The organism is Porphyrobacter sp. GA68 (assembly GCF_022605525.1).
Classification (GTDB): Bacteria; Pseudomonadota; Alphaproteobacteria; order Sphingomonadales; family Sphingomonadaceae; genus Qipengyuania_B.
Genome location: NZ_JAKQYJ010000001.1, coordinates 977,501 through 1,001,443 on the forward strand (window position 1 = coordinate 977,501; position 23,943 = coordinate 1,001,443).

Sequence of the window (23,943 nt, forward strand, 5' to 3'; positions counted from 1 at the left end):
CTCGCCGATTTCGGTCGGTGGCCAGCATGGCTTGTGCGGGCCGGTAGCTCAGTTGGTTAGAGCGCACCCCTGATAAGGGTGAGGTCGGAGGTTCGAATCCTCCTCGGCCCACCATGCCTAGGGTGAATGCACTTATCTGACGGGGCCTTAGCTCAGCTGGGAGAGCACCTGCTTTGCAAGCAGGGGGTCATCGGTTCGATCCCGATAGGCTCCACCAGATACTCCAGGATGAAACGAAAAGCTATCCGGCCGCAGGCCGGTAGTGAGGCGGATGCTTCGCGATCTTTGACATTGTGAATGGGTTTTTAAATCGATGCCGTGGCGGTGTCGTGCGACTGGTTTCGACCGGCGCTCGATATCATCACAAATCAATCAAATTGATTATCTGGCTGAGATAATTCCTCTGCATCATCACCAGACGTCAGGCTTTTATGCAGGCCTGTCGTTGATGATGTGGATTCTCAAGCGTGAGGTAAGAGCATTTGGTGGATGCCTTGGCATGTACAGGCGAAGAAGGACGTGGCACGCTGCGATAAGCGTCGGGGAGTTGTGAGCAAACTTTGATCCGGCGATTTCCGAATGGGGAAACCCACCTTCACCATTTCTTCCATCATCCGCTTCGGCGGACGGCGGGAGAGGTGGATAAGGTATCACCGAACTGAATACATAGGTTTGGTGAAGCGAACCCGGGGAACTGAAACATCTCAGTACCCGGAGGAAAAGACATCAATAGAGATTCCCGTAGTAGTGGCGAGCGAACCGGGACCAGGCCAGTGCTTCTCATTCAGTTAGCAGAACACTTTGGAAAGAGTGACCATAGCGGGTGACAGTCCCGTATGCGAAAGCGATGTGAGAAGACTTGAGTAGGGCGGGACACGTGAAATCCTGTCTGAACATGGGGGGACCACCCTCCAAGCCTAAATACTCGTACATGACCGATAGCGAACACAGTACCGTGAGGGAAAGGTGAAAAGCACCCCGATTAGGGGAGTGAAACAGTACCTGAAACCGGATGCTTACAAGCAGTTGGAGCCCCATAGCGGGTGACAGCGTACCTCTTGCATAATGGGTCAGTGACTTAGTGTATCATGCAAGCTTAAGCCGTTAGGTGTAGGCGCAGCGAAAGCGAGTCTGAATAGGGCGACAGAGTATGATGCATTAGACCCGAACCCCGGCGATCTAGGCATGACCAGATTGAAGGTGCGGTAACACGCACTGGAGGATCGAACCGTTGCATGTTGAAAAATGCTCGGATGAGTTGTGTTTAGGGGTGAAAGGCCAATCAAGCCGGGAAATAGCTGGTTCTCCGCGAAATCTATTGAGGTAGAGCGTCAGATGTATGCCGATGGGGGTAGAGCACTGGATGGGCTAGGGCTGCGCGAGCGGTACCAAACCTAACCAAACTCCGAATACCATCGAGACTTGTCTGGCAGACAGACGGCGGGTGCTAAGGTCCGTCGTCAAAAGGGAAACAGCCCTAACCTACAGCTAAGGTCCCCAAGTCATCACTAAGTGGGAAAGCATGTGGGAATCCCAAAACAACCAGGAGGTTGGCTTAGAAGCAGCCATCCTTTAAAGAAAGCGTAACAGCTCACTGGTCTAAATAAGGGTTCCTGCGGCGAAGATGTAACGGGGCTAAAGTGATGCACCGAAGCTTAGGGTTCAGTCTTACGACTGAGCGGTAGCGGAGCGTTCCGTAAGCGAGTGAAGCGGGAGGGTAACCGACCGTGGACGTATCGGAAGTGCGAATGCTGACATGAGTAGCGACAAAGAGGGTGAGATGCCCTCTCGCCGAAAGACCAAGGGTTCCTGCGCAACGCTAATCGGCGCAGGGTGAGCCGGCCCCTAAGACGAGCCCGAAGGGGGTAGTCGATGGGAACCACGTTAATATTCGTGGGCCTGGAGATGTGTGACGGATCGTGGACGTTGTTCGTTCTTATTGGATTGAACGGGCGGCCAAGCGGTTCCTGGAAATAGCCTCTCCGTATAGACCGTACCCGAAACCGACACAGGTGGTCAGGTAGAGTATACCAAGGCGCTTGAGAGAAGTATCCTGAAGGAACTCGGCAAATTGCCTCCGTACCTTCGGAAGAAGGAGGCCCTGTTATTGCGCAAGCAGTAGCAGGGGGCACAGGCCAGGGGGTAGCGACTGTTTATCAAAAACACAGGACTCTGCTAAGTCGGCTTCAAGACGACGTATAGGGTCTGACGCCTGCCCGGTGCTGGAAGGTTAAGAGGAGGAGTGCAAGCTCCGAATTGAAGCCCCAGTAAACGGCGGCCGTAACTATAACGGTCCTAAGGTAGCGAAATTCCTTGTCGGGTAAGTTCCGACCTGCACGAATGGCGTAACGACTTCCCCACTGTCTCCAGGATATGCTCAGCGAAATTGAATTCTCCGTGAAGATGCGGAGTACCCGCGGTTAGACGGAAAGACCCCGTGCACCTTTACTGCAGCTTCAGAGTGGCATTAGGAAAGAGTTGTGTAGCATAGGTGGGAGGCTTTGAAGCGACGGCGCCAGCTGTCGTGGAGCCATAGGTGAAATACCACCCTGCTGTTTTCTGATGTCTAACCAGCTACCGTTATCCGGTAGTGGGACCCTCTGTGGCGGGTAGTTTGACTGGGGCGGTCGCCTCCTAAAGAGTAACGGAGGCGCGCGATGGTAGGCTCAGGCCGGTTGGAAACCGGCTGCGAGAGTGCAATGGCATAAGCCTGCCTGACTGCGAGACCGACAGGTCGAGCAGAGACGAAAGTCGGTCATAGTGATCCGGTGGTCCCTCGTGGAAGGGCCATCGCTCAACGGATAAAAGGTACGCCGGGGATAACAGGCTGATGATTCCCAAGAGCTCATATCGACGGAATCGTTTGGCACCTCGATGTCGGCTCATCACATCCTGGGGCTGGAGCAGGTCCCAAGGGTTTGGCTGTTCGCCAATTAAAGTGGTACGTGAGCTGGGTTCAGAACGTCGCGAGACAGTTTGGTCCCTATCTGCCGTGGGCGTCGATACTTGAAAGGAGTTGCCCCTAGTACGAGAGGACCGGGGTGAACATGCCTCTGGTGTACCTGTCATCCTGCCAAGGGTGCCGCAGGGTAGCTATGCATGGACGGGATAACCGCTGAAAGCATCTAAGCGGGAAGCCTCCCTTAAGATTAGGTATCATCGAACCGTCATAGACCATGACGTTGATAGGCCGGGTGTGGAAGCACAGTAATGTGTGAAGCTAACCGGTCCTAATAGTTCTGTTCGCGCTTGAGAATTCCACATCGTCAACGACAGTCCTGCCATCGGCAGTGCTGCGGCGAGGGGGATTGTCTTGCTAGATAACGCCCTTTTTGAACAGCTTGCATCGATTTAGACCCGCACACGCCAGCTTCATTGCTTGGTGGCTATAGCGTCTGTGACCCACCCGATCCCATCTCGAACTCGGCCGTGAAACCAGACTGCGCCGATGGTACTAATGCTCAAGCATTGGAAGAGTAGGTCGTCGCCAGGCATTGCAGCCGGCGTGTGCAGGTAACCCATTCACATGTCAGCGGCTTTTGCCGTTCTCAAGGGCCGGTTGTGGCCCTTTTTTTCCGTCTCCCGGCGGGAGACTTGCTGGTGACGCGGGATGGAGCAGTCCGGTAGCTCGTCAGGCTCATAACCTGAAGGTCGTTGGTTCAAATCCAACTCCCGCAACCAAGCGCCGGTGCACAATTTGGGCGCACCGCTTCGACTCATACGCAGCTCTACATTAGATGGCTGATAAGAGGACGCGCGGCTGGTAAGTGCGGCTCTTTTTCACGGTAATCTAGCGTGAGTGTGCTAGCGCAGCGGTGCCGATAAGGCACGGTTGCATCAGCGCGGCGGCCTTTGATCCAGCCTGTACTTTGCAGGACGGGTGACCCGCCTTGCGTCGTTCAGCAATTTCCAAGCTGCGACCACGCTCCCATGTCGGGCCTCTGCAGCATGCCTGGGCTGCGCGGACCCTGGATCTCTCTTTGCGCCCATACACCGAAGAGCCGATATTCTCTTTTGATTGACCGACGGGAGGCTGGCCGCGACAGAGAAAACGATAGGCGTTTGTCCTCGGCCCTAGGTCGCCAGCGTGTGCAGCGTGTCACGCGGAGTCGCCCCGGAGTTCTCGCTTAAGTTTCTTGCCGCTTCTCTTTTACCTGGCGCGCACCTTACATTCCAAGAAATCCTCAGGACGATGCCGCGGCGAAGCTGCGCGCCTCGCGGCAGGTTCGCGCCCATCGCGATCCTCCGAACAATTTCATGGCTGCACCAATCGGAGTTGGAGAAGGCTCAAAGAGCAGCTTTTCAGAAGGTCGGCCAAACAGATCTAGCCCATTGGCAGCTGACTGCGTGGAGACTTCGCCAGCAGCAACCGTGGCAACGGGGTTTGGCGGCAACATCGCCAGAGACTGCGGGGTAGGCAGTCTCTTCGCGTTATTGCGCCGGCATGGTTCGAGCTAGCCAACTTAAGCAATCAAGCGGCTACCCTGTTGCCATCTGGCAACAAGTCGGACCTATAAAATAATCTGCCTTCCATTCTGCTGAAGCGAGGTGAATATTGCGTTCCAGCTACAGCGGAGGAGACGAATGATGCGCCGGGAGACAGTTGGTCTGCTGTTGGGGGTGAGCACGATTGCGTGGTGCTGCGCAACCACTTCTGCTGTTGCTCAAACCAGTATTGGGCAGGGGGCCGGTGCGCAAGAAACCGAAGGCAACGACGAAATTATTGTCACCGCGACCCGGCGCAACAGCACTGTGCAGGACGTGCCATTTTCCATCAACGCTCAATCGGAAGCCGACCTGCAGCGATCCGGAGCTACAACAATCGAGGACATCTCCCGTAACGTCGCCGGTCTGACAGTGCAGAACCTGGGGCCCGGCCAGAGTCAGGTGGCGGTGCGCGGGGTCTCCTCCGGCCAGATCGTCCGCGATCAGCCGGGGGTCAAGGAACAGGTCGGGATCTATCTCGACGAAAGCGTCATCTCGCTGTCGCTGTTCACGCCTGACATCGATCTGTTCGACCTGAACCGCGTAGAAACGCTTCGCGGGCCGCAGGGCACGCTCTTCGGCTCAGGATCGGTGGGCGGCACCATACGCTACATCACCAACCAGCCTCGCCTTTCGGTGTTCGAGGGGCAGGTGGAGGGTAACCTCAACTTGGTGGGCGGCGATGCGCTTGGTGGCCATATCAAGGGCGCGGTCAACTTGCCGCTTGGGGGCACCGCAGCACTGCGCGTGGTCGGCTACCACACCGAATATGGCGGCTTTGTCGATGCGCTGCGCGAAGGGGGTGGGCGGGATGAGGACGTGAACAGCGGCAGCCGGACAGGTGGCCGCATCGCCCTGCTGTTCCAGCCGACTGCCAACATCTCCATCACGCCGCGCGTGTTGTACCAGGAAGTCAAGGCCAACGGCTTCAACCGGCAAGAGGTATACAACCTCTACGCCAACCCGTTCAACACCACGCGCCCTGCCGTAACCTTCCGCGAGCGGGAGCAATTCCTGCTCCTTGACGAGGAGTTCAGGGACGAGACGCTGATCGCAGATCTGGTCGGAACCTTTGACTTTGCCGGGGTGGAGTTGACCTCCATCACTTCCTACACCGACCGCTCGATCCTCGTCAGCCGCGACGCCAGTGCGTTGACGGGCAGCGTGTCGGTTGACCTCGGCTTTCCGGCAGCCGCCGTGCTGCTCCCGTCGAATTTGCGCGACACCACCGAGCTTGAGACGATCTCGCAAGAGCTGCGCCTTGCCTCCACCGGCGAGGGGCCCTTTCAGTGGGTACTTGGCGCGTTCTACTCGCAGGTGGATCGCGTGTACGAGCAGGCTTTGCCAACGCCTGGTTACGACGCGGTCACCGACGCCGTGCTGGGCGCGGGTACCGTGGCGGCCACCCGCAACGGTTTCACGCTGCCGGACTCCCCGTACAATTCTCGGGTGCCATACGAGATCACCCAGAAAGCGGTATTCGGTGAAGCGAGTTACGAACTGGGTCGCCTGACTGCCACGGCGGGACTACGCTACTACGATTTCGAGGAAGTGCGCGACATCCGCTTTGGCGGCCTGTTCGCGGATGCCACGACCCGCACGGGCGAGCGCACCGCATCAGACGGGTTCAACCCGCGGTTCCTGCTGAGCTACGAGGCGAGCAACAGTGTCACGATCAACGCGCAGGCCGCAAAAGGCTTTCGCCTGGGTGGCGTCAACGACCCGCTCAACCTGCCGCTGTGTTCGGCAGAAGACCGGACGACGTTTGAACCTTTTGAAGGAGCCTTTGGCGACGAGTCCCTGTGGAATTACGAAGTGGGTGTGAAGTCGCAATTCGGCCGCCGTGTTACCTTCAACGCGGCCGCTTTCTACACCGACATCAACGACCTGCAGGTGACGCTGGACGCCGGGACGTGCTCCTCCCGCATCGTCTTCAACGTGCCCCGGGCGCACACGATGGGCGTCGAGTTCGAGCTGGCTGCGCAACCGGTCGACAACCTCGACATAGCCGTGTCAGGAAGCCTGATCGAGGCCGAGTTTGACAGCACCTTGACCAGCGGCGGCAACGTTATTGGCGGTATTCGCGATGGCAACCGCCTGCCTTCGGTCCCCAAGTTCCAGCTGTCCGCCAGCGCGACCTACACAGCGGAACTGAGCAGCGACGGGACCGCAGCGGTGTTCTCTGCCAGCGTCCAGCATGTCGGCAGCCGCTTCACCCAGCCGGGCGATCAGGAAAACAACCCGCGCACCTTCATCGCGAACCTGCCGTTCGGGGGACAGCCGGCTGGATCTGCAACAACGCTGGATCTTGAACTGCCCGCCTATCAGCTGGTGAACCTCAGCGCCGGCATCAATCTGCCGAACGACTTGTCGGTCACGGCGTACGTCAACAACCTGTTCGACGAGAACGCGCTGCTGTCCTTCGACCGCGAACGCGGCGGAAGGGCGCGCCTCGGATTTCAGATCGGCCAGCCCCGAACCTATGGAGTCACCGTGCGCAAGCGGTTCTGACGTTCGCCACAGTTAAGCAAAGCCGGTAGCTGCTGCCGGCCAAGACCCGACAGCCGCCCAGGCTGAGCGCGCCGTTAAGTGCGCTCAGCAGGCCAGGAACTCCGCGCCGTGGCATGTTTTGCACACTCTTTCGTGCCGCGCTTAGCGACAGCGTGGCGCAGCGGCGTTACCGTCTTTGTCGAAAATCCGGCTGAGGCGCCGACCGCTGCGATGGCGGCTCTTACCGCGTCAGCCGCTCCCCAGCCTCCGCCTTTTGCCGCAAGTAGCCGCTGACGGGCAGGCCGTGTTGCTCCAGCCCCTCGACCACCTTGGCCAGCCCCACCGTGTCGGCCCAGAACATCGGCCCGCCGGTATACAGCGGCCAGCCATAGCCGTTGATCCAGACGACATCGATGTCGCTGGCGCGCTGGGCAATTCCTTCATCAAGAATCAACGCGCCTTCGTTCACCATCGGATAAAGCAGCCGTTCACGGATCTCCTCGGCGGCAATGTCGCGTGACCCTTTGCCGGACTGCGCGGAGAACCGGGTGATGATTTCCTGCACTTCTTCCGACGGTGTGCCTTGCCTGCCGTCGCCGTAATCATAGAAACCCTTGCCCGCCTTCTGCCCGAGCCGACCGGCCGCGCACAGCGCGTCGCGCACAGTTTCCACGCGGGCGGGATCACGGTGCCAGCCGATGTCGATCCCTGCGAGGTCAGCCATCTGGAACGGCCCCATGGGGAAGCCGAACTCGACCATGACTTCGTCGATCTCCCAATACTTCGCGCCTTCCATGATCAGGGCGTTGGCCTGCTCCTGTCGCTTGGCGAGCATCCTGTTGCCGATGAACCCATGGCACACGCCCGATACCACCGCGACCTTGCCGATCTTCTTGGCCAGAGCCATCGCGGTTGCCAGCACGTCGGGCCGTGTCCGGTCGCCTCGCACGACCTCCAGCAGGCGCATGACATTGGCAGGCGAGAAGAAGTGCAGGCCCAGCACCTGTTCGGGCCGGCTCGTGACGGCCGCGATTTCGTTGATGTCGAGATAGCTGGTGTTGGATGCCAGGATTGCGTCGTCCTTCACGACCTTGTCGAGTTCACGGAATACGTCCTGCTTCACTCCCATGTTCTCGTACACCGCCTCGATCACCAGATCGCAATCGGCCAGGTCGATGTATTCAAGCGTGGGCGTCAGCAGCGACATTGCCTGTTCCACCTGCTCGGCGGTGATGCGACCCTTCTTCGCGGTGCTTTCGTAATTCTTGCGGATGATGCCGGTGCCGCGCTCAAGCGCGCTGTCTTCCATTTCCAGTACCGTCACCGGAATGCCGGCGGACAGGAAGTTCATGGAGATGCCGCCGCCCATCGTGCCGGCTCCGACGATACCCACCTTGCGGATCGGCAATGGCTGGGTGTCGGCAGGAAGGTTGTCGATCTTGTTCGCTGCGCGCTCGGCGAAAAAGTAGTGGCGCATGGCGGCCGACTGCGTGCCCATCATCAGCTGCATGAACAGCTCGCGTTCCCGCTGAACGCCCTGCGCATAAGGCAACTCGCCCGCGGCCTTCACCGCCTCGATCGCGGCATTGGGCGCTTCGAACCCCCGCAGCTTGCGGGCGTTCGCCTGGCGGAAATCGTCAAAGATCGCGGGGTTCGTAATGCCATCCCGGTTGTTCGCCAGTTCGGACGTGCGCGGAATGGGTTTGCCGATCCTGCCGCGCGCGAAACGGATGGCTTCTTCCACCAGATCGCCCTCTACCACTGCGTCCAGCAGACCGATGACCTTGGCGCGCTTGGCCGAGATTGGATCGCCCGATGCTACCAGCGGCAAGGCTGCTTCCGCCCCGACCAGGCGAGGCAGTCGCTGCGTTCCGGCGGCTCCGGGTATCAGGCCCAGCTTGACTTCCGGCAGACCGAGCTTGGCTGACGGGACCGCAATCCGGTAATGGCACGCCAGCGCCACTTCGCACCCGCCGCCCAGCGCCGTGCCGTGGATGGCCGCGATCACCGGCTTGGAACACGCTTCGATCAGGTCGCACACCTCAGGCAGCATTGGCTGGACCGGCGGCTTGGTAAATTCGGTGATGTCAGCTCCGGCAAAGAAGGTGCGTCCGTCGCAGCGGATCACGACTGCCTTGATGCCGCTGTTCGCCTCCGCCTCCTTGATGCCGCGTTCCAGCCCCTGCCGCACCGCGGCACCAAGAGCATTCACGGGAGGATTATCGGAGATGATGACAAGCACATCGTCGTGACGTTCGGTGCGGATCGGATCGGTCATGTAGTCGAGGGCTCCCTTGCTGTCCGGTGATGTTGGCGATTGCCGACCCGGGCGAGCCCGGGCAACGCCCCACCGCAACTTGTGCGAATTGTTCTTCGCTGCAATCATAGGTGGCGCGGCGCAACTGGCAAGGCCGCGGGAGAGCGACTTTGGACAACGACACCTTCACCCTGCTGCTTGAAACGGTGCGCCGGTTCGTGGACGAGCGTCTCATTCCCGCAGAGGATCGGGTGGAGGAAGAGGACGCGGTTCCTGCCGAGATTGTCACCGAGATGCGGGACATGGGGCTGTTCGGACTGTCCATCCCGGAGGATTACGGCGGGCTTGGTCTTTCCATGAGCGAGGAGGTGCAGGTCGTATTTGAGCTGGGCCGGGCTGCGGCCGCGTTCCGTTCCACCATCGGCACCACAGTCGGGATCGGCAGCCAGGGCATCGTGATCGACGGCACCGAGGAGCAGAAGCGCGAATGGCTGCCCAAGCTGGCCGAAGGGATGATCTCCAGCTTTGCCCTGACAGAGCCGGATGCCGGATCGGACGCCGCCTCCATTCGGACGACGGCCGAGCGGGACGGGGACCATTACGTGCTGAACGGGACCAAGCGGTACATCACCAACGCCCGCAAGGCCGCGATGTTGACGGTGATGGCCCGGTCGGAACGCGACATACCCGGAGCTGGCGGCGTGTCCGCCTTCATCGTTCCGGCGGATTCGGACGGCGTTTCCTTCGGCAAGCCGGACAGGAAAATGGGCCAGCGCGGCACGGTCACGTCCGATGTCATTTTCGACAATGTCCGCGTGCCGGTCGCCAACCTGATCGGCGGCAAGCCGGGCATGGGACTTAAAACAGCGTTCAAGGTGCTCGACCGGGGGCGCATTCACCTGTCCGCTGCCGCCAGCGGCATGGCCCAGCGGCTGGTGGCGGAAAGCGTCGCCTATGCGGCGGGGCGCAAGCAGTTCGGGCAACCGGTGGCGACGTTCCAGCTGGTTCAGGGACTGATCGCTGACAGCCACACAGATGCCTACGCCGCCTGGTGCATGACCCGCGATGTGGCGGCGCGCTACGATGCGGGAGAGAAGTCGAGCCGCGATGTCGCCGCCACCAAGTACTTCGCTTCCGAAGCGCTCGGCCGCTGCGCCGACCGGGCGGTGCAGATCCATGGCGGTGCGGGCTATATGGCGGAATACAAGGTCGAGCGCTTTTACCGCGATGTGCGGCTGATGCGGATCTACGAAGGCACCAGTCAGATCCAGCAGACGATCATTGCCCGCAACCTGCTGCGCGACGCAGGGCTGGCGCTTTGATGAAGGCGTTCGCCGATGTGGTGATCTGCGAGCCGGTGAGAACGCCCGTGGGCCGCTTCGGCGGCTCGCTGCGGTCGTTGATGGCGCATGATCTGGGGACCGCGGTGCTTCGCGGGCTGCTGGAGCGGACCGGCCTGCCGCCCGAGGCGGTGGAGGACGTGATCTTCGCCCAATGCTATCCCAGCATGGAAGCGCCCGCGCTTGGCCGGGTTGTGGCGTTGGACGCGGGGCTGCCAATCAGCGTCCCGGGCATGCAGATCGACCGGCGGTGCGGTTCCGGTCTTCAGGCGGTAATTCAGGCCGCGATGACGGTGGCAACCGGTGGAGCCGGGCTGGTTATCGCCGGCGGCGCCGAAAGCATGAGCAATGCCAGCTTCTTCACTCACGATATCCGTTGGGGGGTGCAGGGCAACTGGACGATGCAGGACAGCTTGCAGCGCGGCCGGGTGAGCGCGGGAGGTAGGCATCACCCGGTACCGGGCGGGATGATCGAAACGGCGGAAAACCTGCGGCAGCAGTACGGCATCGGCCGGGGAGAGCAGGATGCGCTGGCGTTAGACTCACACCGCCGGGCCGTGGCTGCGCAGGACGCAGGGTTGTTCGATGCAGAAATCGTGCCCCTGACCGTACACGGACGCAAGGGCGATGTGCAGGTAACGCGCGACGAGCATCCGCGGCCGGATGTGACGCCTGAAGCTCTGGCCGGGCTGACGCCGCTCATGGCAGGCCGGATGGACGGCGCCACCGTCACTGCAGGCAATGCCAGCGGCCAGAACGATGGCGCATCGGCGGCGATCGTGTGCACCCGGGACGCGGCGCAGCGGCACGGATTGCGTCCGCTCGCGCGGCTCGCAAGCTGGGCAGTGGCAGGCGTGGGGCCTAAGACGATGGGTATCGGCCCGGTGCCTGCAACCGCCAAGGCGCTGGAGCGGGCGGGGCTGACCCTCGGCCAGATTGATCTAGTGGAGCTGAACGAGGCGTTCGCGGCTCAGGTTCTGGCGGTGACGCAGTCCTGGGGGTTCGGTGCAGACGACCTGGCACGGATGAACGTCAACGGTTCGGGCATATCGCTCGGTCATCCGGTAGGTGCGACCGGGGGCCGCATCCTCGCAACGCTGCTGAGGGAGATGGACCGGCGCGAGGCTCGTTACGGTCTGGAAACGATGTGCATCGGGGGCGGGCAGGGGCTGGCCGCCGTGTTCGAACGGGTGGCTGCCTAAGGCAGAGGCGCTTCCGTTGGGCGCTTGACTTTAGCTTCTGGTCAAACGCTGCGACTGGATTGCGGCGTTGACCTTCGACCGCTGCGGAACTGCCGCGCGAGTTCGAGGGACTTGCTGCGCAGGGCGCCCGCTTGCCGTTCCAATTCGTCGGCCGATTGCAGCACCTGCGTCGCCGCGATCCCGTTGTTGCGGCTGGCGTCGCGAACCTGGCCGATGCTGGCGGACACGTCATCCGTAGCGCGCGCTGCCAGGTCGAGGCTGCGGGCAAGATCCTGTCCGGCGATAGATTGCTGATCGACCGCAGAGGCAATGGAAATCGCAGTCAATTCAAGTTCTTTCACCTGCTCACCGATGGATTGCAGCGCCTGGACGCTTTGTCCGGTTGAAGCCTGCATGGAAGCGATCTGCTGGGCCACCTGCTGCGTTGCCCGGCTGGTCTGAGCCGCGAGATCCTTAACTTCGGCAGCCACCACGGCAAAGCCGCGTCCGGCCTCTCCGCCGCGGGCCGCCTCGATCGAGGCGTTGAGGGCAAGCAGATTGGTGCGCTGCGCAATGGACTGGATGAGGTCGACGATTTCGCCGATTTCCCCGGCGGCTGCTGACAGGCGGGAAATCTTGTGGTCCGCGTCAACTGCGGCATCGCTGGCCCGGCGCGCCAGTGCGGCGCTGTTGCTGGCCTGCCGGCTGATCTCGCCGATGGACATTGCAAATTCGTCGCTAGCGGCGGCAGCGGCTGTGGTGCCCGAAGCGGCTTCTTCCATTGCCCGGGTGACCCGATCGGTCTGATCGCGGGCCTGGTCCGTTCCGGCAACCATGATGCCGGCGGTGGAGTGAAGCTGGCTGGCGGCACTGGCAACACTGGCGACGACATCGCCAAGCGACTTCTCGAAGGTGGTGACGAGATGCAGCCGCTCCTCCTCCCGCGCATCGGCGACGGATTGGCGTTCTTCCTGCAGGCGGATCATCTCTCCGGCCTTGATCCGCAACGCTTCGATGATGCGGGCAATCTGTCCGTATTCGTCCCGGCGGTCGAGGAAGGGAATGCCGACCTGGGTGTTGCCGTCGAGCAATTCATAGGCTGCGGCGATCAGGTCGGTCACGACCCGGATGACCTCGCGATAGAGCACTCCGGCGATCAACCAGGAAAGCACGGCACCCGTCAGCAGTGCGGCGAGAGTGAGATTGCCGATCAGGGCGGCATACCGTTCCACCTCGGCAACATCCTGCGCGGCTGCGGCGGCAAGGATGGAGCGCGACATGTACAGCACCGGGAGGCTGATGGCCGCCGTGATGACCAGCGGGACTAGCGCGGTTCCCCACAACTTCACGTTGGCGCTGCTGCGGCCGAACCACCTTGCGGCGCCCCTGACCAACGCGGTATCGCTGGCGAGTACGTGATAGACTTCCTGCGCTTCATCGGGCCGCTGCCATGACTGCGCCGCCGGCTGTTGCGCTGTTGGGGCCGCCTCAGCGCGTGCTGTGGGCAAGTATCGGGTTGAACTCGCGTTCATGGCCGTCTCCGTTGGAAGAGTTGGTCTCGATGGCGCCGCCTTGTGCGAGCCTGCGCCGCAGATCGGTGACGTTGCGTGCCGGCATGGCGCGGTAATACAGCCAGCCCTGGATCTGGTCGCAGCCCGCCGCGCGCACGAGCGCAGCCTGCGCCTCGGTCTCCACCCCTTCGGCCGTCACGTCCATGTTCATGGCGCGGGCAACGGTGATGCTGGACAACATCATCGCGCGGCTGCCGGGGTCATGCTCTGCCTGACTGACGAGCGAGCGGTCGATCTTGAGCTTGTTGAAACGGAATTGCCGCAGGAAGCCGATCGAGGCAAAGCCGGTTCCGAAATCGTCCAGCGTGATGCTGACCCCGAAGCCACGCACCACGTCCAGCGTCCGTTCCGCGTTTTTCGGGTCCAGCACAAGGCAGGTTTCGGTAATCTCCAGCTCCAGCCGTTCCGGTGGGAACCCTGTTTCTTCCAGAATTTGCCCCAAATGAATGGGAAACTCGGTATTGCGCAGCTGGGCGGCCGAGATGTTGATAGACAGCACGATGTCGCCCCATTGCAGCGCGTCGACACACGCCTGGCGCAGCACCCACAGCCCCATGGTATTGATGAGGCCGGTTTCCTCGGCCACCGGGATGAAGACTTCGGGGCTGACGCTGCTGCCATCGGCGCGGGTCCAGCGCAGCAAGGCTTCCACTGCGACAACGTCCTGCGTGCCGGCGTCGATCAGCGGCTGGTAATGCACGGCCAGCTCGTTGTTGGCGAGTGCTGCGCGCAGCTCGGTATCGAGCGTGTGGGCCGCTTCCCGGTTCTCGTCCAATTCGGGCACGAACCAGGTGCACCGCATCCGACCTGCCTGTTTGGAGGCGTACATGGCGATGTCTGCCCGGCGCAGCAACTCGCTGGAGCCGAGCGGATCGTCACCCGTGCTGCGGGCAAAGCCGATGCTGGCCCCGATGGTGATGCGCCGTTCTCCCACCAGCAGCGGCATGGTCAGCTGTTCGATGAAGCCGCGGCACATGCCTTCGACAATCGTGCCGGCGAGGGGGCCGGTGAACAGCAGCGCGAACTCGTCCCCGCCGAGGCGGTACAACCTGGCCTCACCCTTGCTGACCTGTTGCAGGATTTCGGCGGATTTGCGGATGATCGCGTCCCCGACAAAGTGGCTGTAGTGATCGTTGACCTGCTTGAACCCGTCGAGATCGATCAGGGCAAGAGCCGTTTCTTCTCCGGGGCGGACGGTGTGGCCGACATCCTCGTGCAGGGCCCGGCGGTTCGGCAAGCCGGTCAAGCTGTCGCTGTTCGTGAGCCGTTGCAGCCGCCTGAACACTGTCAGCAGATACCAGCCAGCAATGGCGATGAGCAAGACAGAGCCGGCCATCGTCCCAAGGAGCAGCCTGTCCTGTCCGGGAGCCAACGCCAGCACCGCGGCAGGTGCGCTGGCCGCCAGAACGGCGGACGCACAGGCGAGCGCGGGGCCGTGGACGACCGGCTTGACCAGCAGAGCGGGAGGCGTTGCCTTCTCCATTATGTGCCTACAAACCCCTGCCTGCCCGTTTGCCGGATCGTTCCAGAACCGGACGACCGAATGGAGGGGTTAATCAAGAAAGGATAATTAAGCGTAAAGGCCAGGCGCCCAGCGGCGCCTGATCGCCGCTAAACGGGTGCGGCCAGCCGTCCCAGGCCGGTCCGTTCGTTAGCCAGGAGCGGCTGGTACAGCCCTGCCCCGCAGCCTGCCGCGCGCAACAGGCGCGGCTGCTCCAGCACGGTTTCGCCGGCGCCCAGCATCAGCCATCCGTCCGGCGCCAACGCGCCGTGCAGACGGGCCAGCGCCCGCTCCCGGGCCTCGGGCGCGAAGTACATCAGCACATTGCGGCACAGCACCAGGTCGAACGGCTCCTCGCCCGGCAACCCGTTCAGCAGGTTGGCCTGCTGGAAGCGGACCATGCGGCGCAGGGCATCCTGGGCGCGCCACTGCGTCTTGTGCTTGGCGAAGTGGGTCAGCATCTCGGTGATGCTGATCCCGCGCTGGATCTCGAACTGGCTGTATGCGCCGGCCTTGGCGGCGCGAATGGCCTTGGCCGACACGTCGGTTGCGACGATCTCGATGGACCAGCGCCGCCATCGTTCCGGTTCTGCCAGCAACAGCATGGCCAGCGATAGCGGTTCCTGCCCCGTGGAACACCCCGCCGACCAGATGCGCAGCCGGCGCGTGGCCGAGCGCCGTTCGGCAATCGCGGGCAGGATCTGCTGCATCAGCAGTTCGAAATAGTTGCGGTCGCGAAAGAAGTACGTCTCGTTGTTGAGAAGCGCGTCGACGATCCGGCCGGGCAGGTCGGCGCTGTGCGTCCCCTGCAGAATGCGGGCGAGCTCCTCCAGGCTGTCGATGCGCAGCTCCTTGAAGATGCCGTGCAATGCGGCAGGCACCCGCCAGCGTCGGCTTTCGGTAACTTCCTGACCGGTCTTGGCGTAGAGCAGGTTGGCGATCACCTGCAGCGCTGCGCTCTCGCTCATGCTGTTGCCCCGGCATGAGCGACGAGCCAGCGCGCCATTTGCTCCGGCGGCATCGAGCCGGCAGCGATTCCGGCGGCGGCCACTGCGCGCGGCATGCCCCACACGGCGCAGCTGTGCGCATCCTGCGTCAACACAGTTCCGCCCGCCCTATGCAGCGCGGTTGCGCCCACCAGCCCATCGCGGCCCATTCCCGACAGGATCAGCGCGGTCGCCGCACCCTCGCACGCTTCAGCCATGCTTGCGATCATCGGATCAACCGCCGGCCAGCAACCGGCCGGTGCCGCTTCCCTGCCGAGGCGGGTGAGCAGTTCCTTAGCTTGCGCTTCGACGATCAGGTGCGCGTCCCCCGGCGCCACAGTGACGGTTCCCGCCGCCAGTGACGTCCCGTCACCGGCCACTCGGGTGACGCGGCCAGAAACCGTCTGCAGCTGCTGGGCGAAAACCGGCACGAAGGAACCGGGCAAGTGCTGGGTAATGATGATGGGTACGGTGAAGCTGGCAGGCAGGGCTCGCAGCAGGGTGTTGATCGCGTGCACCCCGCCGGTTGAAGCGCCGATGGCCACCAGCCTCGCCCGCTTTCCCGCGGGAACTTGCCTGCCGGGAGAGGCCGCAGCGGTTCCGGCGGGGGAAGTGCGGACCTGCCGTTCCCGCTGCCCCAACGCCCGGATCTTCTGCACCAGTGACGCGCGATAGGCTTGGTCGAAGCTGCCCGGAAGGGGTTTGAGCAAGGTATCCGCCGCCCCCGCCGACAGAGCCTGCACGGTATGACGGGCACCCGCATCGGTCAGGGAGGAAACCACCAGAACGCGGGCATGCGGCATACGCTCCAGCAGGTGGGGCAGTGCGCGCATCCCGCCCATGCCGGGCATTTCCAGGTCCAGCAGGATCACGTCTGGCCGCGCCTCTTCCAGTTGCGCGAGCGCGGATTCGGCCGTGGTCGCCTGGGCGCTCAGCACCATGTCTGCTTCGGCTGCGACAATCCGGGCAAAGATGGTCCGGGTCGTCAGGGAGTCATCCACCAGCATGACCCGCGTGGCTCGCCCGACCTTGTCGGCCACCGGTTCCGATCGTGCCGGGCTGGAAGAGGCAAGGGTCTGCGGCATGGCGGCGGCCGCGTCAGACCATGCCGACAAATTGCAGTTTCAGGCGCAGCATTTCGTGATCGAACGGTTTCATGATGTATTCGTCCGCACCGGCGCTCACCGCCTCGCGAATGTGGCCGACGTCGTTTTCCGTCGTGCAGAATACGACCTTGGGTGCATCGCCTCCCTGTCGGGCACGCAGGGCCACCAGGAATTCGATGCCCGTCATCACCGGCATGTTCCAGTCCAGCAGGATGAGGTCCGGCATTGCGTCCAGGCAGCGTTCAAGCCCCTGCTTGCCGTCCTCCGCCTCTTCCACGGTGAACCCCAGGTTCTCGACGATATGGCGGCCGACCTTGCGGATAACCCGCGAATCATCGACAATCAGACATGTTTTCATGTGCGTACCCTTTGGGAACCCGGGAATAGCGGCTGGAAGCTAAGCAAACCTTTATGCCGCGCGCCGGGCTTCGCCGGAGATGAACGCAAATGGGTCGACGAGGAGCGCGGGATCACCATCCAGTTCCACCATCCCGACAGCGACCCGGTCCCAGCCCGCGCCATACCCCCCGCGTACTGCGGCTGGCGGCTGGGTGCAGGCTTTCACGTCGTGCACCGCGTCGAGCAGGAGAGCGTAGGACAAGCCGTCCAGACTGACGACCACCGCCAGTTGTCCGGCGCCGTCTCCACCAGGCGGCAGGCCGACCCGGGCGCGGCTGTCGATCACCGTCATCGCCTGGCTGCGGACAGCTGTCAGACCGGCGACATGGGCAGGCGCGAGCGGCACCGGGGTGAGGGCCGTCACTTCGATAACCGCGCGCACATCGGCGGCAGGCAAGGCCAGGCGCACCGTGGCAAGCTCCGCCACCAGAAACGAGCCGGTCATGCCCGCGCTCCGGCGGTGATCTCGGCCAGCATCGCGAGCAGCCTCCCGCGGTCGGACCGGTGGATTGCGCCGGGTGGCGCGCCGTGCGCGTCGGAGATGAGATGGAGCACCCGCTCGCCGCTGGCGCTCGGAAGCACGCCGTCAAGCGCGATCAGCACATCGGCCTGACCGCTTCCCGGCAGCGCGATCCGGTATCCTGCCTGGGTCAGCAGAGGGGCAAGAATGGTTCTGGCCCACTGGTCGTCGGGCAGGGCGCAGGTAAGCTGGTGGTCATGCCGCGCCGGCGCGGCCGTGCCGGTCAGCCAAGTCATGTCGAGCAGGCGCACGGGCCGCTCGTCAACCAGCAGCAATCCTTCATGTGCGCGGTCGTGGGGGTCGGCTGTGTGCAAGGCGCCGATCGCGATGCAGTCACCCACCGCAGCCACGGCGTAAAGGACGCGTCGTCCCCCGTCGGTCAGACATAGTGCGCTGAACACCGCAGGGGGGCGGTCGCCCGCAAGGCCATGCAGCGGCAGAAGATGCCCGTCGACGGCGGCCACTGCCTGCGCCCCTTGGCAATCGATCTGCTCTGCCCGCAGCAGGTGAACGCGTTCCAGGGCGGCGAAGCGCACCGCGCGTTCGGTGCCGTCGATGCCGGTGAACAGCAGGGCCATGTCGCCCGCAGGCGCCGCGCCCGCCTGTTCCTCCTCGCGATCCTGCATCGCAAGTCCGTGACGCTCTGCGGCGAACAGCGCATGCCGCTGAGCCAGGCCGCGCACATCGAGCAGCAGGATCGGCTTGCCATCGCCCAGCAGCGTGACCCCCGCGTACACTCCGATCCGCATGAGATCGGGACCAAGGGGCTTGACCACCAGATCCTCGTGATCGCTGATCCGGTCGACGCCGATGGCAAACCGCTCGTCATCGCCGGTCTGCAGAATTATCACCGTCCGTGGCAACGCGGCGGGCTGCCGGCCTGGCTGTGGGACAGGCAGCCCCAGCACCTCGTGCAGCGCCAGGTATGGGATGTGCACGCCGCGATAGGCGACCAGCTGCGTATCGCCCGCCCACGCATGAGCCATGTTGCCGCCGCCGTTGCGCACCACTTCCGTAACGTAGGATTGGGGAATCGCGATCTGCTGACCCCCGGTTTCGACGATAATGCCCGAAATGATGCTGAGCGTGAGGGGCACGGTCAGGTGGAACTCCGTCCGCTCTCCAGCCACAGACTGCACGGCGATGTTGCCGCCGATCCGCTGGAGATTGGCGCGCACCACATCCATCCCGACCCCGCGCCCGGAAATCGCGCTGACCTGGCCGGCGGTGGAAAGCCCGGGAGTGAAGATGAGGTTCAGCTGCTGCTCTCGCGACAGCAGCGCGACATCGGCCGCGCTCGCCAGCCCGGCCTCTACCGCCGCTGCGGCGATGCGCTGCGGGTCGATGCCGCGGCCGTCATCGGCGATCGTCAGGCACACCTCGTTGCCCGAATGGCGCGCAGAAACGGCCAGGGTGCCCGCCACCGGCTTGCCCACCGCGCGCCGCACCTCGGGCAGTTCGATCCCATGATCCAGGGCATTGCGCAGGATGTGCGTGATGGGGTCGCGGATCAGTTCCATGATCTCGCGGTCGAGTTCGACGTCGCCGCCGGCGAAGGTGACGCTTGCCTGCTTGCCGAGTTCATGCGCCAGATCGCGCACCAGCCGGGGGATCGACAGGAACAGCTGATCGAACCGGTTCATCCGCATACGGGTGACCGAACCCCGGACATCGGCAAGAATGCCGGACAGGCGCGCGAAGGCGCTGTCCAGTTCGGCCGAGGCGCCCGCCACACGCAGGCGGCGGTCAAAGTCGTTGCGTGCCAGGACCATGTCCGACATTCCGCTCATCACCTCGTCGAGCAGTTCCACCGGCACGCGGATGGACCGGCTGGTCGTCTGGTTCGAGGTCGGGGCCAGCGCTGCTGCCGGGGGGTCCTCGGGTTGCTGACGAGCTGGTACGGGCTGCCCGTCCGGGCGCAGGGCGGCGATGAGGTCCGCATCGTTTCCGGCGGCCAGGTCTTCGCCATCTTCGAGCGCCTGCGTCAGTTCGGCGAGCCGATCGATGATCGCCAGAATGGCGGTTACGAGATCCGCGTCCGCCACACGGCGACCTGCCCTCACGTCCCCCAGGGCATCCTCCGCCGCGTGGCTGAGCGCGGCGAGGCGCGGCAGGTCGAAGAAGCCGCAGTTGCCCTTCACCGTATGCACGAACCGGAAAATCGTATCGAGCCGCGCCCTGTCGGCGGGGTCCGCTTCCCAGGCGACGATCGCCTCTTCGCATCCGGCGAGCATCTCGCGCACTTCCGCGATGAAGTCGGTCAGCAGATCGTCCATTTTGCGCGCGCAGCCTCCTTGCCGGTGCCAGCTATGGCGCATGGTGGTTAATCTTGCGTAAGCGCAGCGCCTTGCCGAGCGGCTTGCAGCAAAGGCATCAACCGTGCGATATATCGGGAAAACAGCAAAGCCGGAGAGCGACCATGGCCACCCAGCTACACCCCAAGCCGCAATGCAGCGATGCCGAATGGCAGGCGCGTCTTGACCTTGCCGCCTGTTACCGCATCTTTGACATGCTTGGCTGGTCGGAATCGATCTACAATCACATATCGCTGGCGGTGCCGGATGAAGAGGGCGCGTTTCTCATCAACCCCTTCGGCCTGCTGTACGAGGAAGTGACCGCGTCCAACCTGGTCAAGATCGACGTCGACGGCAACAATATCGGCGGCTCGCCCTACATGGTGAACAAGGCGGGATTTACCCAGCACGCCTATTTCCACCGCCATCTGGGGGAACGGGCGAACGCCATCTGCCATGTGCACACCACGGCAACGATGGCGGTGTGCAGCCACAAGGACGGGTTGCTGCCGACCAACTTCTACGCCTGCAATTTCCAGAACCAGATCGGCTATCACGATTTCGAGGGTGTGACCGTCCGCGCGGAGGAGGGCGAGCGGCTGCTGCGCAACCTTGGTGACAAGACCGTGCTGATGCTGCGCAATCACGGGCCCGTGGTAATGGACCGGACGATCCAGGGCATGTTCGTAAAGATGTGGGCCTTGCAGCGCGCCTGCGAGATCCAGGTGGCGACGCTTGCGCAGGGCGAGGCGCAGATAGTGACCCAGGACGTGGTGGATGTGCACCAGCGTGATCTGGCGGTGATGACTGGTCAGGGCGGCGCAGGCGTTTTCGACTTCGAAGCGTGGAAGCGCAAGGCGGACCGCAAAGACGACAGCTGGCGCAACTGATGGAGCAGACGAAGACGTGCCGCGACTGCGGCGGGCGCATGACCAAGGGCTTCGTGGCCGACGCCAATTACGGGACCACCGCATTCAGCCAGGAACGATGGTTCCGGGGCACCGCGTTATACAGTTGGTACAAGGGGCTGCAGGCGGACGGCAAGAAGATCAAGCTGGCAGACGGGCTGGAGGTCGTGACCTTTCGCTGCGACCGGTGCCATCTTCTGCAAAGCTTCGCGTCCTAAGAGCTGACCGATGCCCCGCATGACGGTGAACGGGCGCCCGCTCGAATTTCTGATGGACGGGCAGACGCCGCTGCTGTGGGCGTTGCGCGATGCGGCCAACCTGACCGGCACCAAATACGGTTGCGGCGTGGGTGACTGCCACGGTTGTACGGTCCACATCGACGGACAGCCGCTGCGGTCCTGCCTCGTCACGCTGGACGAGGCGGAAGGACGCTTCATCACCACGATCGAAGGCCTCAGCCGCGATGGCCTTCACCCAGTGCAGCGGGCCATGGTGGAAGTGCAGGCCATCCAGTGCGGTTTCTGTACCCCCGGCATCGTCATGGCTGCTGCCGGCCTGCTGCGGCGAACTGCCTCGCCGACCCGCGCAGAGATCGAGGCCGCGCTGCCGAACCTGTGCCGCTGCGGCGTCTATCCACGTCTGGTCGAGGCGATCGGCCGGGCGGCGCGGGCGATGGGCGGCGGCATTGCCGCACCGGCGCCCGTGGCGGCGCCGGAGGTGCAGGAGATACCGGAGGCAGAGGAGGACGATGCCTGACGGCGTCGTCTGCGCCTGAACCTTCCGATCAGTAGCTGAAGCGCACGCCAAGACGGGCGCTGAAGGGGCGCCCGGGCTGAATGTTGTTGTCGCCATGCGCGCCGGGAAAATACTGCTCGGCCAGCAGGTTCTCGATGTTCAACTGCACCGTCAGCCGTTCGTTGGCGGTATAATACGCCGCCCCGTCAATCCGCGTCCACGCAGGCAGGACCACGGTGTTGGTGTAGCTGGCGAACTGATCCGACTGATGAATGATGCCGAAGCCAATGCCCAACCGGTCAGTGAAGTCGTACCGTCCCCATGCGCCGACCTGGTGCTCGGGCAGTTGCAGCGGCTCGGTCCCGGCGCCCGCACCGGCGATGTCAGAACGGATCTCGCCGTCCAGATAGGTATAGCCGACGTTGAGGTGCAGGCGATCGGTGAGCGAGCCTGCCAGCGACACTTCGACTCCGGAAACCCGCGATGCGCCGGTCAGCACGGTGAAGCCCTGCGCGTTGACGGCAGGCGTGTTCGACCTGTCAAGACGAAACACCGCCGCCGTTGCGAGCAGGTCGGGGCGCGGCGCCCATTTGACGCCCGCCTCCAGGTTCTGGAACTCTTCGGGTTCCAGCAGAACGGTGGTGCCGCTCAGCGCGGTGAACTGGTCGCCCGCGGATGGCAGAAAGCTTTCGGTGTAGCTGGCATAGAGCGACAGGTTGTCTTCCGGCTTCACGATCACGCCAAAGCGCGGGCTGACCTGTTGATCCGTCCGCTTCGCCGCAAACCCGGTAAGCAGGTCCACGCTGTCGAGAGAGAAGCGGTCGAAGCGCGCGCCGGCAATCACATCCAACCATTGCGTGATCGCAATCTGATCCTGCACGTAGAACGACACCACATCCAGTTCGGACCGGCTGGCCCGCTGCGGCGCGGTGGTGAATGTCGGAACCGCGATCCGCCTGGCGATGGGGACGGTAACGGTCGCCGCGCTGCCAAAGAACACCTGATTGCGTGTCGCGTCCGTGTCCTGCCGCGCGAACTCCGCCCCCACCAGCAGGGTGTGGCCGATCGGTCCCGTGTCGCCGGTCCACACGAGGTTCGCTTGCCCGATCAGGTTCCTGCGGTCGGAACCTGCGTCATAACCCGACAGCTGGACCGCATCTGCGACCCCGTCGCCACCGGTGTCGCGCGCGGCACCGGGCACGATGTTGCCATAGAACTTTGCGTAATCGGCGTATTGCAACGAAGCGTTGGCGCTCAAGCGGCCATTGAACTCATGCTCCAGCCGGGCGCGGCCGACGTGCGCGCGCAGGAAGCTGGTGTTGTAATCGGGATCGCCGAAGAAGGTGTCGTACGACCCGCGCAGCGGACGATTGGCAAAAGATGGCAGGCCGCGGTCCGTGATGCGCCGGTCATCGTCATAGGTGTAGCTGGCGATGAGCCGGGTACGCTCGCCCAGCTGCACGGTCGCCGTCGGACTGATGCCAAGAAAGCGGCCCTCGAACACGTCGCGGTCGCTGGGAAACTCCTCGTAAAAGGCGTTGAGCCGCACGGCCACGGCCTCTCCGGCGGGCATGGCGACATCGGCGGCAAGGTCGAACGCGCCGAAGTTGTCGATGGAAGCGCCGGCGTCGGCGCGCGTTTCGCCCAGCCGTGCGAGCTTGGCGACGCGGTTGATCGCCCCGCCACCGGCACCGCGCCCGAAGATGAGCGCGTTGGGGCCCTTGAGCACTTCGATCCGCTCCACATTGTACAGCGGACGGTAGTATTGGGCGTCGTCGCGCAATCCATCGATGAAGAAGTCTGCCGTGGTCCGCTGACCGCGCAGGAATACCTCGTCCCGGTGTCCCTCGCCGGCGCCAATCGAGACGCCGGGTACGAACCGCAGGGCATCGTTCAGGGACCGCAGGTTCTGGTCCTCGATCTGATCACTCGTGATCGCCGTGATTGCCTGGGGCACATCGATGATGGGCGTGGGAGTCCGGGTCGCGGTCGAGCCGTCGTGCAGGCGGTACGAATCCCTGCTGCCGTTCACCACGATGACGCCAGGCAGATAGTCGCGCTCCGGTTGTTCCTCTTCGGTGCTGGCGAGAGCGGAAGAGGAGAGCACCAGAAGCGGCAACGCGGTGATCAGAAACCTAGAGTTAAGCACATCGCCCCCTATTGCGAGTCG

General features: G+C 63.3%; 15 protein-coding genes, 3 tRNA genes and 2 rRNA genes. 11 read left to right on the forward strand and 9 right to left on the reverse strand.

Features of this window, described 5'->3' with window-relative positions:
- The first annotated feature begins 37 nt into the window (after window positions 1–37).
- The 6 genes from LHJ54_RS04830 to LHJ54_RS04855 all read left to right on the forward strand — a co-directional run bounded on the left by LHJ54_RS04830 (window position 38) and on the right by LHJ54_RS04855 (window position 6,996).
- Window positions 38–114 (forward strand) — tRNA-Ile (locus LHJ54_RS04830).
- A gap of 27 nt (window positions 115–141) precedes the next feature.
- Window positions 142–217, forward strand: a tRNA-Ala gene (locus LHJ54_RS04835).
- A gap of 245 nt (window positions 218–462) precedes the next feature.
- Window positions 463–3,254, forward strand: a 23S ribosomal RNA gene (locus LHJ54_RS04840).
- Window positions 3,255–3,378: 124 nt separating this feature from the next.
- Window positions 3,379–3,493: ribosomal RNA gene (rrf, locus tag LHJ54_RS04845) — 5S ribosomal RNA — on the forward strand.
- Window positions 3,494–3,604: 111 nt separating this feature from the next.
- Window positions 3,605–3,681, forward strand: a tRNA-Met gene (locus tag LHJ54_RS04850).
- A gap of 906 nt (window positions 3,682–4,587) precedes the next feature.
- A complete protein-coding gene (locus tag LHJ54_RS04855) occupies window positions 4,588–6,996 on the forward strand; it encodes a TonB-dependent receptor (RefSeq protein ID WP_228244296.1) in 2,409 nt (802 codons plus the stop codon).
- Window positions 6,997–7,216: 220 nt separating this feature from the next.
- Here LHJ54_RS04855 and LHJ54_RS04860 read toward each other — a convergent pair whose 3' ends face one another.
- On the reverse strand, window positions 7,217–9,253 hold the full coding sequence (locus LHJ54_RS04860; RefSeq protein WP_228242797.1) for a 3-hydroxyacyl-CoA dehydrogenase NAD-binding domain-containing protein: 2,037 nt from the start codon (window positions 9,251–9,253) through the stop codon (window positions 7,217–7,219).
- Window positions 9,254–9,402: 149 nt separating this feature from the next.
- On the opposite strand from LHJ54_RS04860, the gene LHJ54_RS04865 reads away from it, so the two are divergent.
- On the forward strand, window positions 9,403–10,554 hold the full coding sequence (locus LHJ54_RS04865; protein WP_228242798.1) for an acyl-CoA dehydrogenase family protein: 1,152 nt from the start codon (window positions 9,403–9,405) through the stop codon (window positions 10,552–10,554).
- A complete protein-coding gene (locus LHJ54_RS04870) occupies window positions 10,554–11,774 on the forward strand; it encodes an acetyl-CoA C-acetyltransferase (RefSeq protein ID WP_228242799.1) in 1,221 nt (406 codons plus the stop codon). Before LHJ54_RS04865 ends, LHJ54_RS04870 begins: the two co-directional genes overlap by 1 nt.
- 41 nt (window positions 11,775–11,815) lie before the next feature.
- Here LHJ54_RS04870 and LHJ54_RS04875 read toward each other — a convergent pair whose 3' ends face one another.
- The 7 genes from LHJ54_RS04875 to LHJ54_RS04905 all read right to left on the reverse strand — a co-directional run bounded on the left by LHJ54_RS04875 (window position 11,816) and on the right by LHJ54_RS04905 (window position 20,112).
- The gene (locus LHJ54_RS04875) at window positions 11,816–13,285 is read right to left on the reverse strand and encodes a methyl-accepting chemotaxis protein (protein WP_228242800.1); all 1,470 of its coding nucleotides are present in this window, start codon (window positions 13,283–13,285) and stop codon (window positions 11,816–11,818) included.
- Window positions 13,242–14,807 carry a bifunctional diguanylate cyclase/phosphodiesterase gene (locus LHJ54_RS04880; RefSeq protein WP_228242801.1) on the reverse strand — a complete coding sequence of 522 codons (1,566 nt, stop codon included), beginning with the start codon at window positions 14,805–14,807 and terminating at the stop codon, window positions 13,242–13,244. Before LHJ54_RS04880 ends, LHJ54_RS04875 begins: the two co-directional genes overlap by 44 nt.
- Before the next feature lie 128 nt (window positions 14,808–14,935).
- A complete protein-coding gene (locus LHJ54_RS04885; protein ID WP_228242802.1) occupies window positions 14,936–15,793 on the reverse strand; it encodes a protein-glutamate O-methyltransferase CheR in 858 nt (285 codons plus the stop codon).
- A complete protein-coding gene (gene cheB, locus LHJ54_RS04890) occupies window positions 15,790–16,896 on the reverse strand; it encodes a chemotaxis-specific protein-glutamate methyltransferase CheB (protein WP_228242803.1) in 1,107 nt (368 codons plus the stop codon). Before cheB ends, LHJ54_RS04885 begins: the two co-directional genes overlap by 4 nt.
- 13 nt (window positions 16,897–16,909) lie before the next feature.
- The gene (locus LHJ54_RS04895; protein ID WP_228242804.1) at window positions 16,910–17,275 is read right to left on the reverse strand and encodes a response regulator; all 366 of its coding nucleotides are present in this window, start codon (window positions 17,273–17,275) and stop codon (window positions 16,910–16,912) included.
- Window positions 17,276–17,326: 51 nt separating this feature from the next.
- The gene (locus LHJ54_RS04900) at window positions 17,327–17,761 is read right to left on the reverse strand and encodes a chemotaxis protein CheW (RefSeq protein ID WP_228242805.1); all 435 of its coding nucleotides are present in this window, start codon (window positions 17,759–17,761) and stop codon (window positions 17,327–17,329) included.
- Window positions 17,758–20,112 carry a chemotaxis protein CheA gene (locus tag LHJ54_RS04905; protein WP_228242806.1) on the reverse strand — a complete coding sequence of 785 codons (2,355 nt, stop codon included), beginning with the start codon at window positions 20,110–20,112 and terminating at the stop codon, window positions 17,758–17,760. The genes LHJ54_RS04900 and LHJ54_RS04905 overlap by 4 nt, the downstream gene beginning before the upstream one ends.
- 143 nt (window positions 20,113–20,255) lie before the next feature.
- On the opposite strand from LHJ54_RS04905, the gene LHJ54_RS04910 reads away from it, so the two are divergent.
- The 3 genes from LHJ54_RS04910 to LHJ54_RS04920 are packed head-to-tail and all read left to right on the forward strand — an operon-like array spanning window position 20,256 to window position 21,794.
- Entirely contained in the window at window positions 20,256–21,020 is a 765-nt protein-coding gene (locus LHJ54_RS04910) for a class II aldolase/adducin family protein (RefSeq protein ID WP_228242807.1), read from the forward strand.
- Complete coding sequence (locus tag LHJ54_RS04915; RefSeq protein WP_228242808.1) at window positions 21,020–21,256, forward strand: hypothetical protein; 237 nt, start codon at window positions 21,020–21,022, stop codon at window positions 21,254–21,256. The genes LHJ54_RS04910 and LHJ54_RS04915 overlap by 1 nt, the downstream gene beginning before the upstream one ends.
- 10 nt (window positions 21,257–21,266) lie before the next feature.
- Window positions 21,267–21,794 carry a (2Fe-2S)-binding protein gene (locus tag LHJ54_RS04920; RefSeq protein ID WP_228242809.1) on the forward strand — a complete coding sequence of 176 codons (528 nt, stop codon included), beginning with the start codon at window positions 21,267–21,269 and terminating at the stop codon, window positions 21,792–21,794.
- Window positions 21,795–21,822: 28 nt separating this feature from the next.
- Here the strand turns inward: LHJ54_RS04920 and LHJ54_RS04925 are convergent, their stop codons facing one another.
- On the reverse strand, window positions 21,823–23,922 hold the full coding sequence (locus tag LHJ54_RS04925; protein ID WP_228242810.1) for a TonB-dependent siderophore receptor: 2,100 nt from the start codon (window positions 23,920–23,922) through the stop codon (window positions 21,823–21,825).
- Window positions 23,923–23,943: the final 21 nt, after the last annotated feature.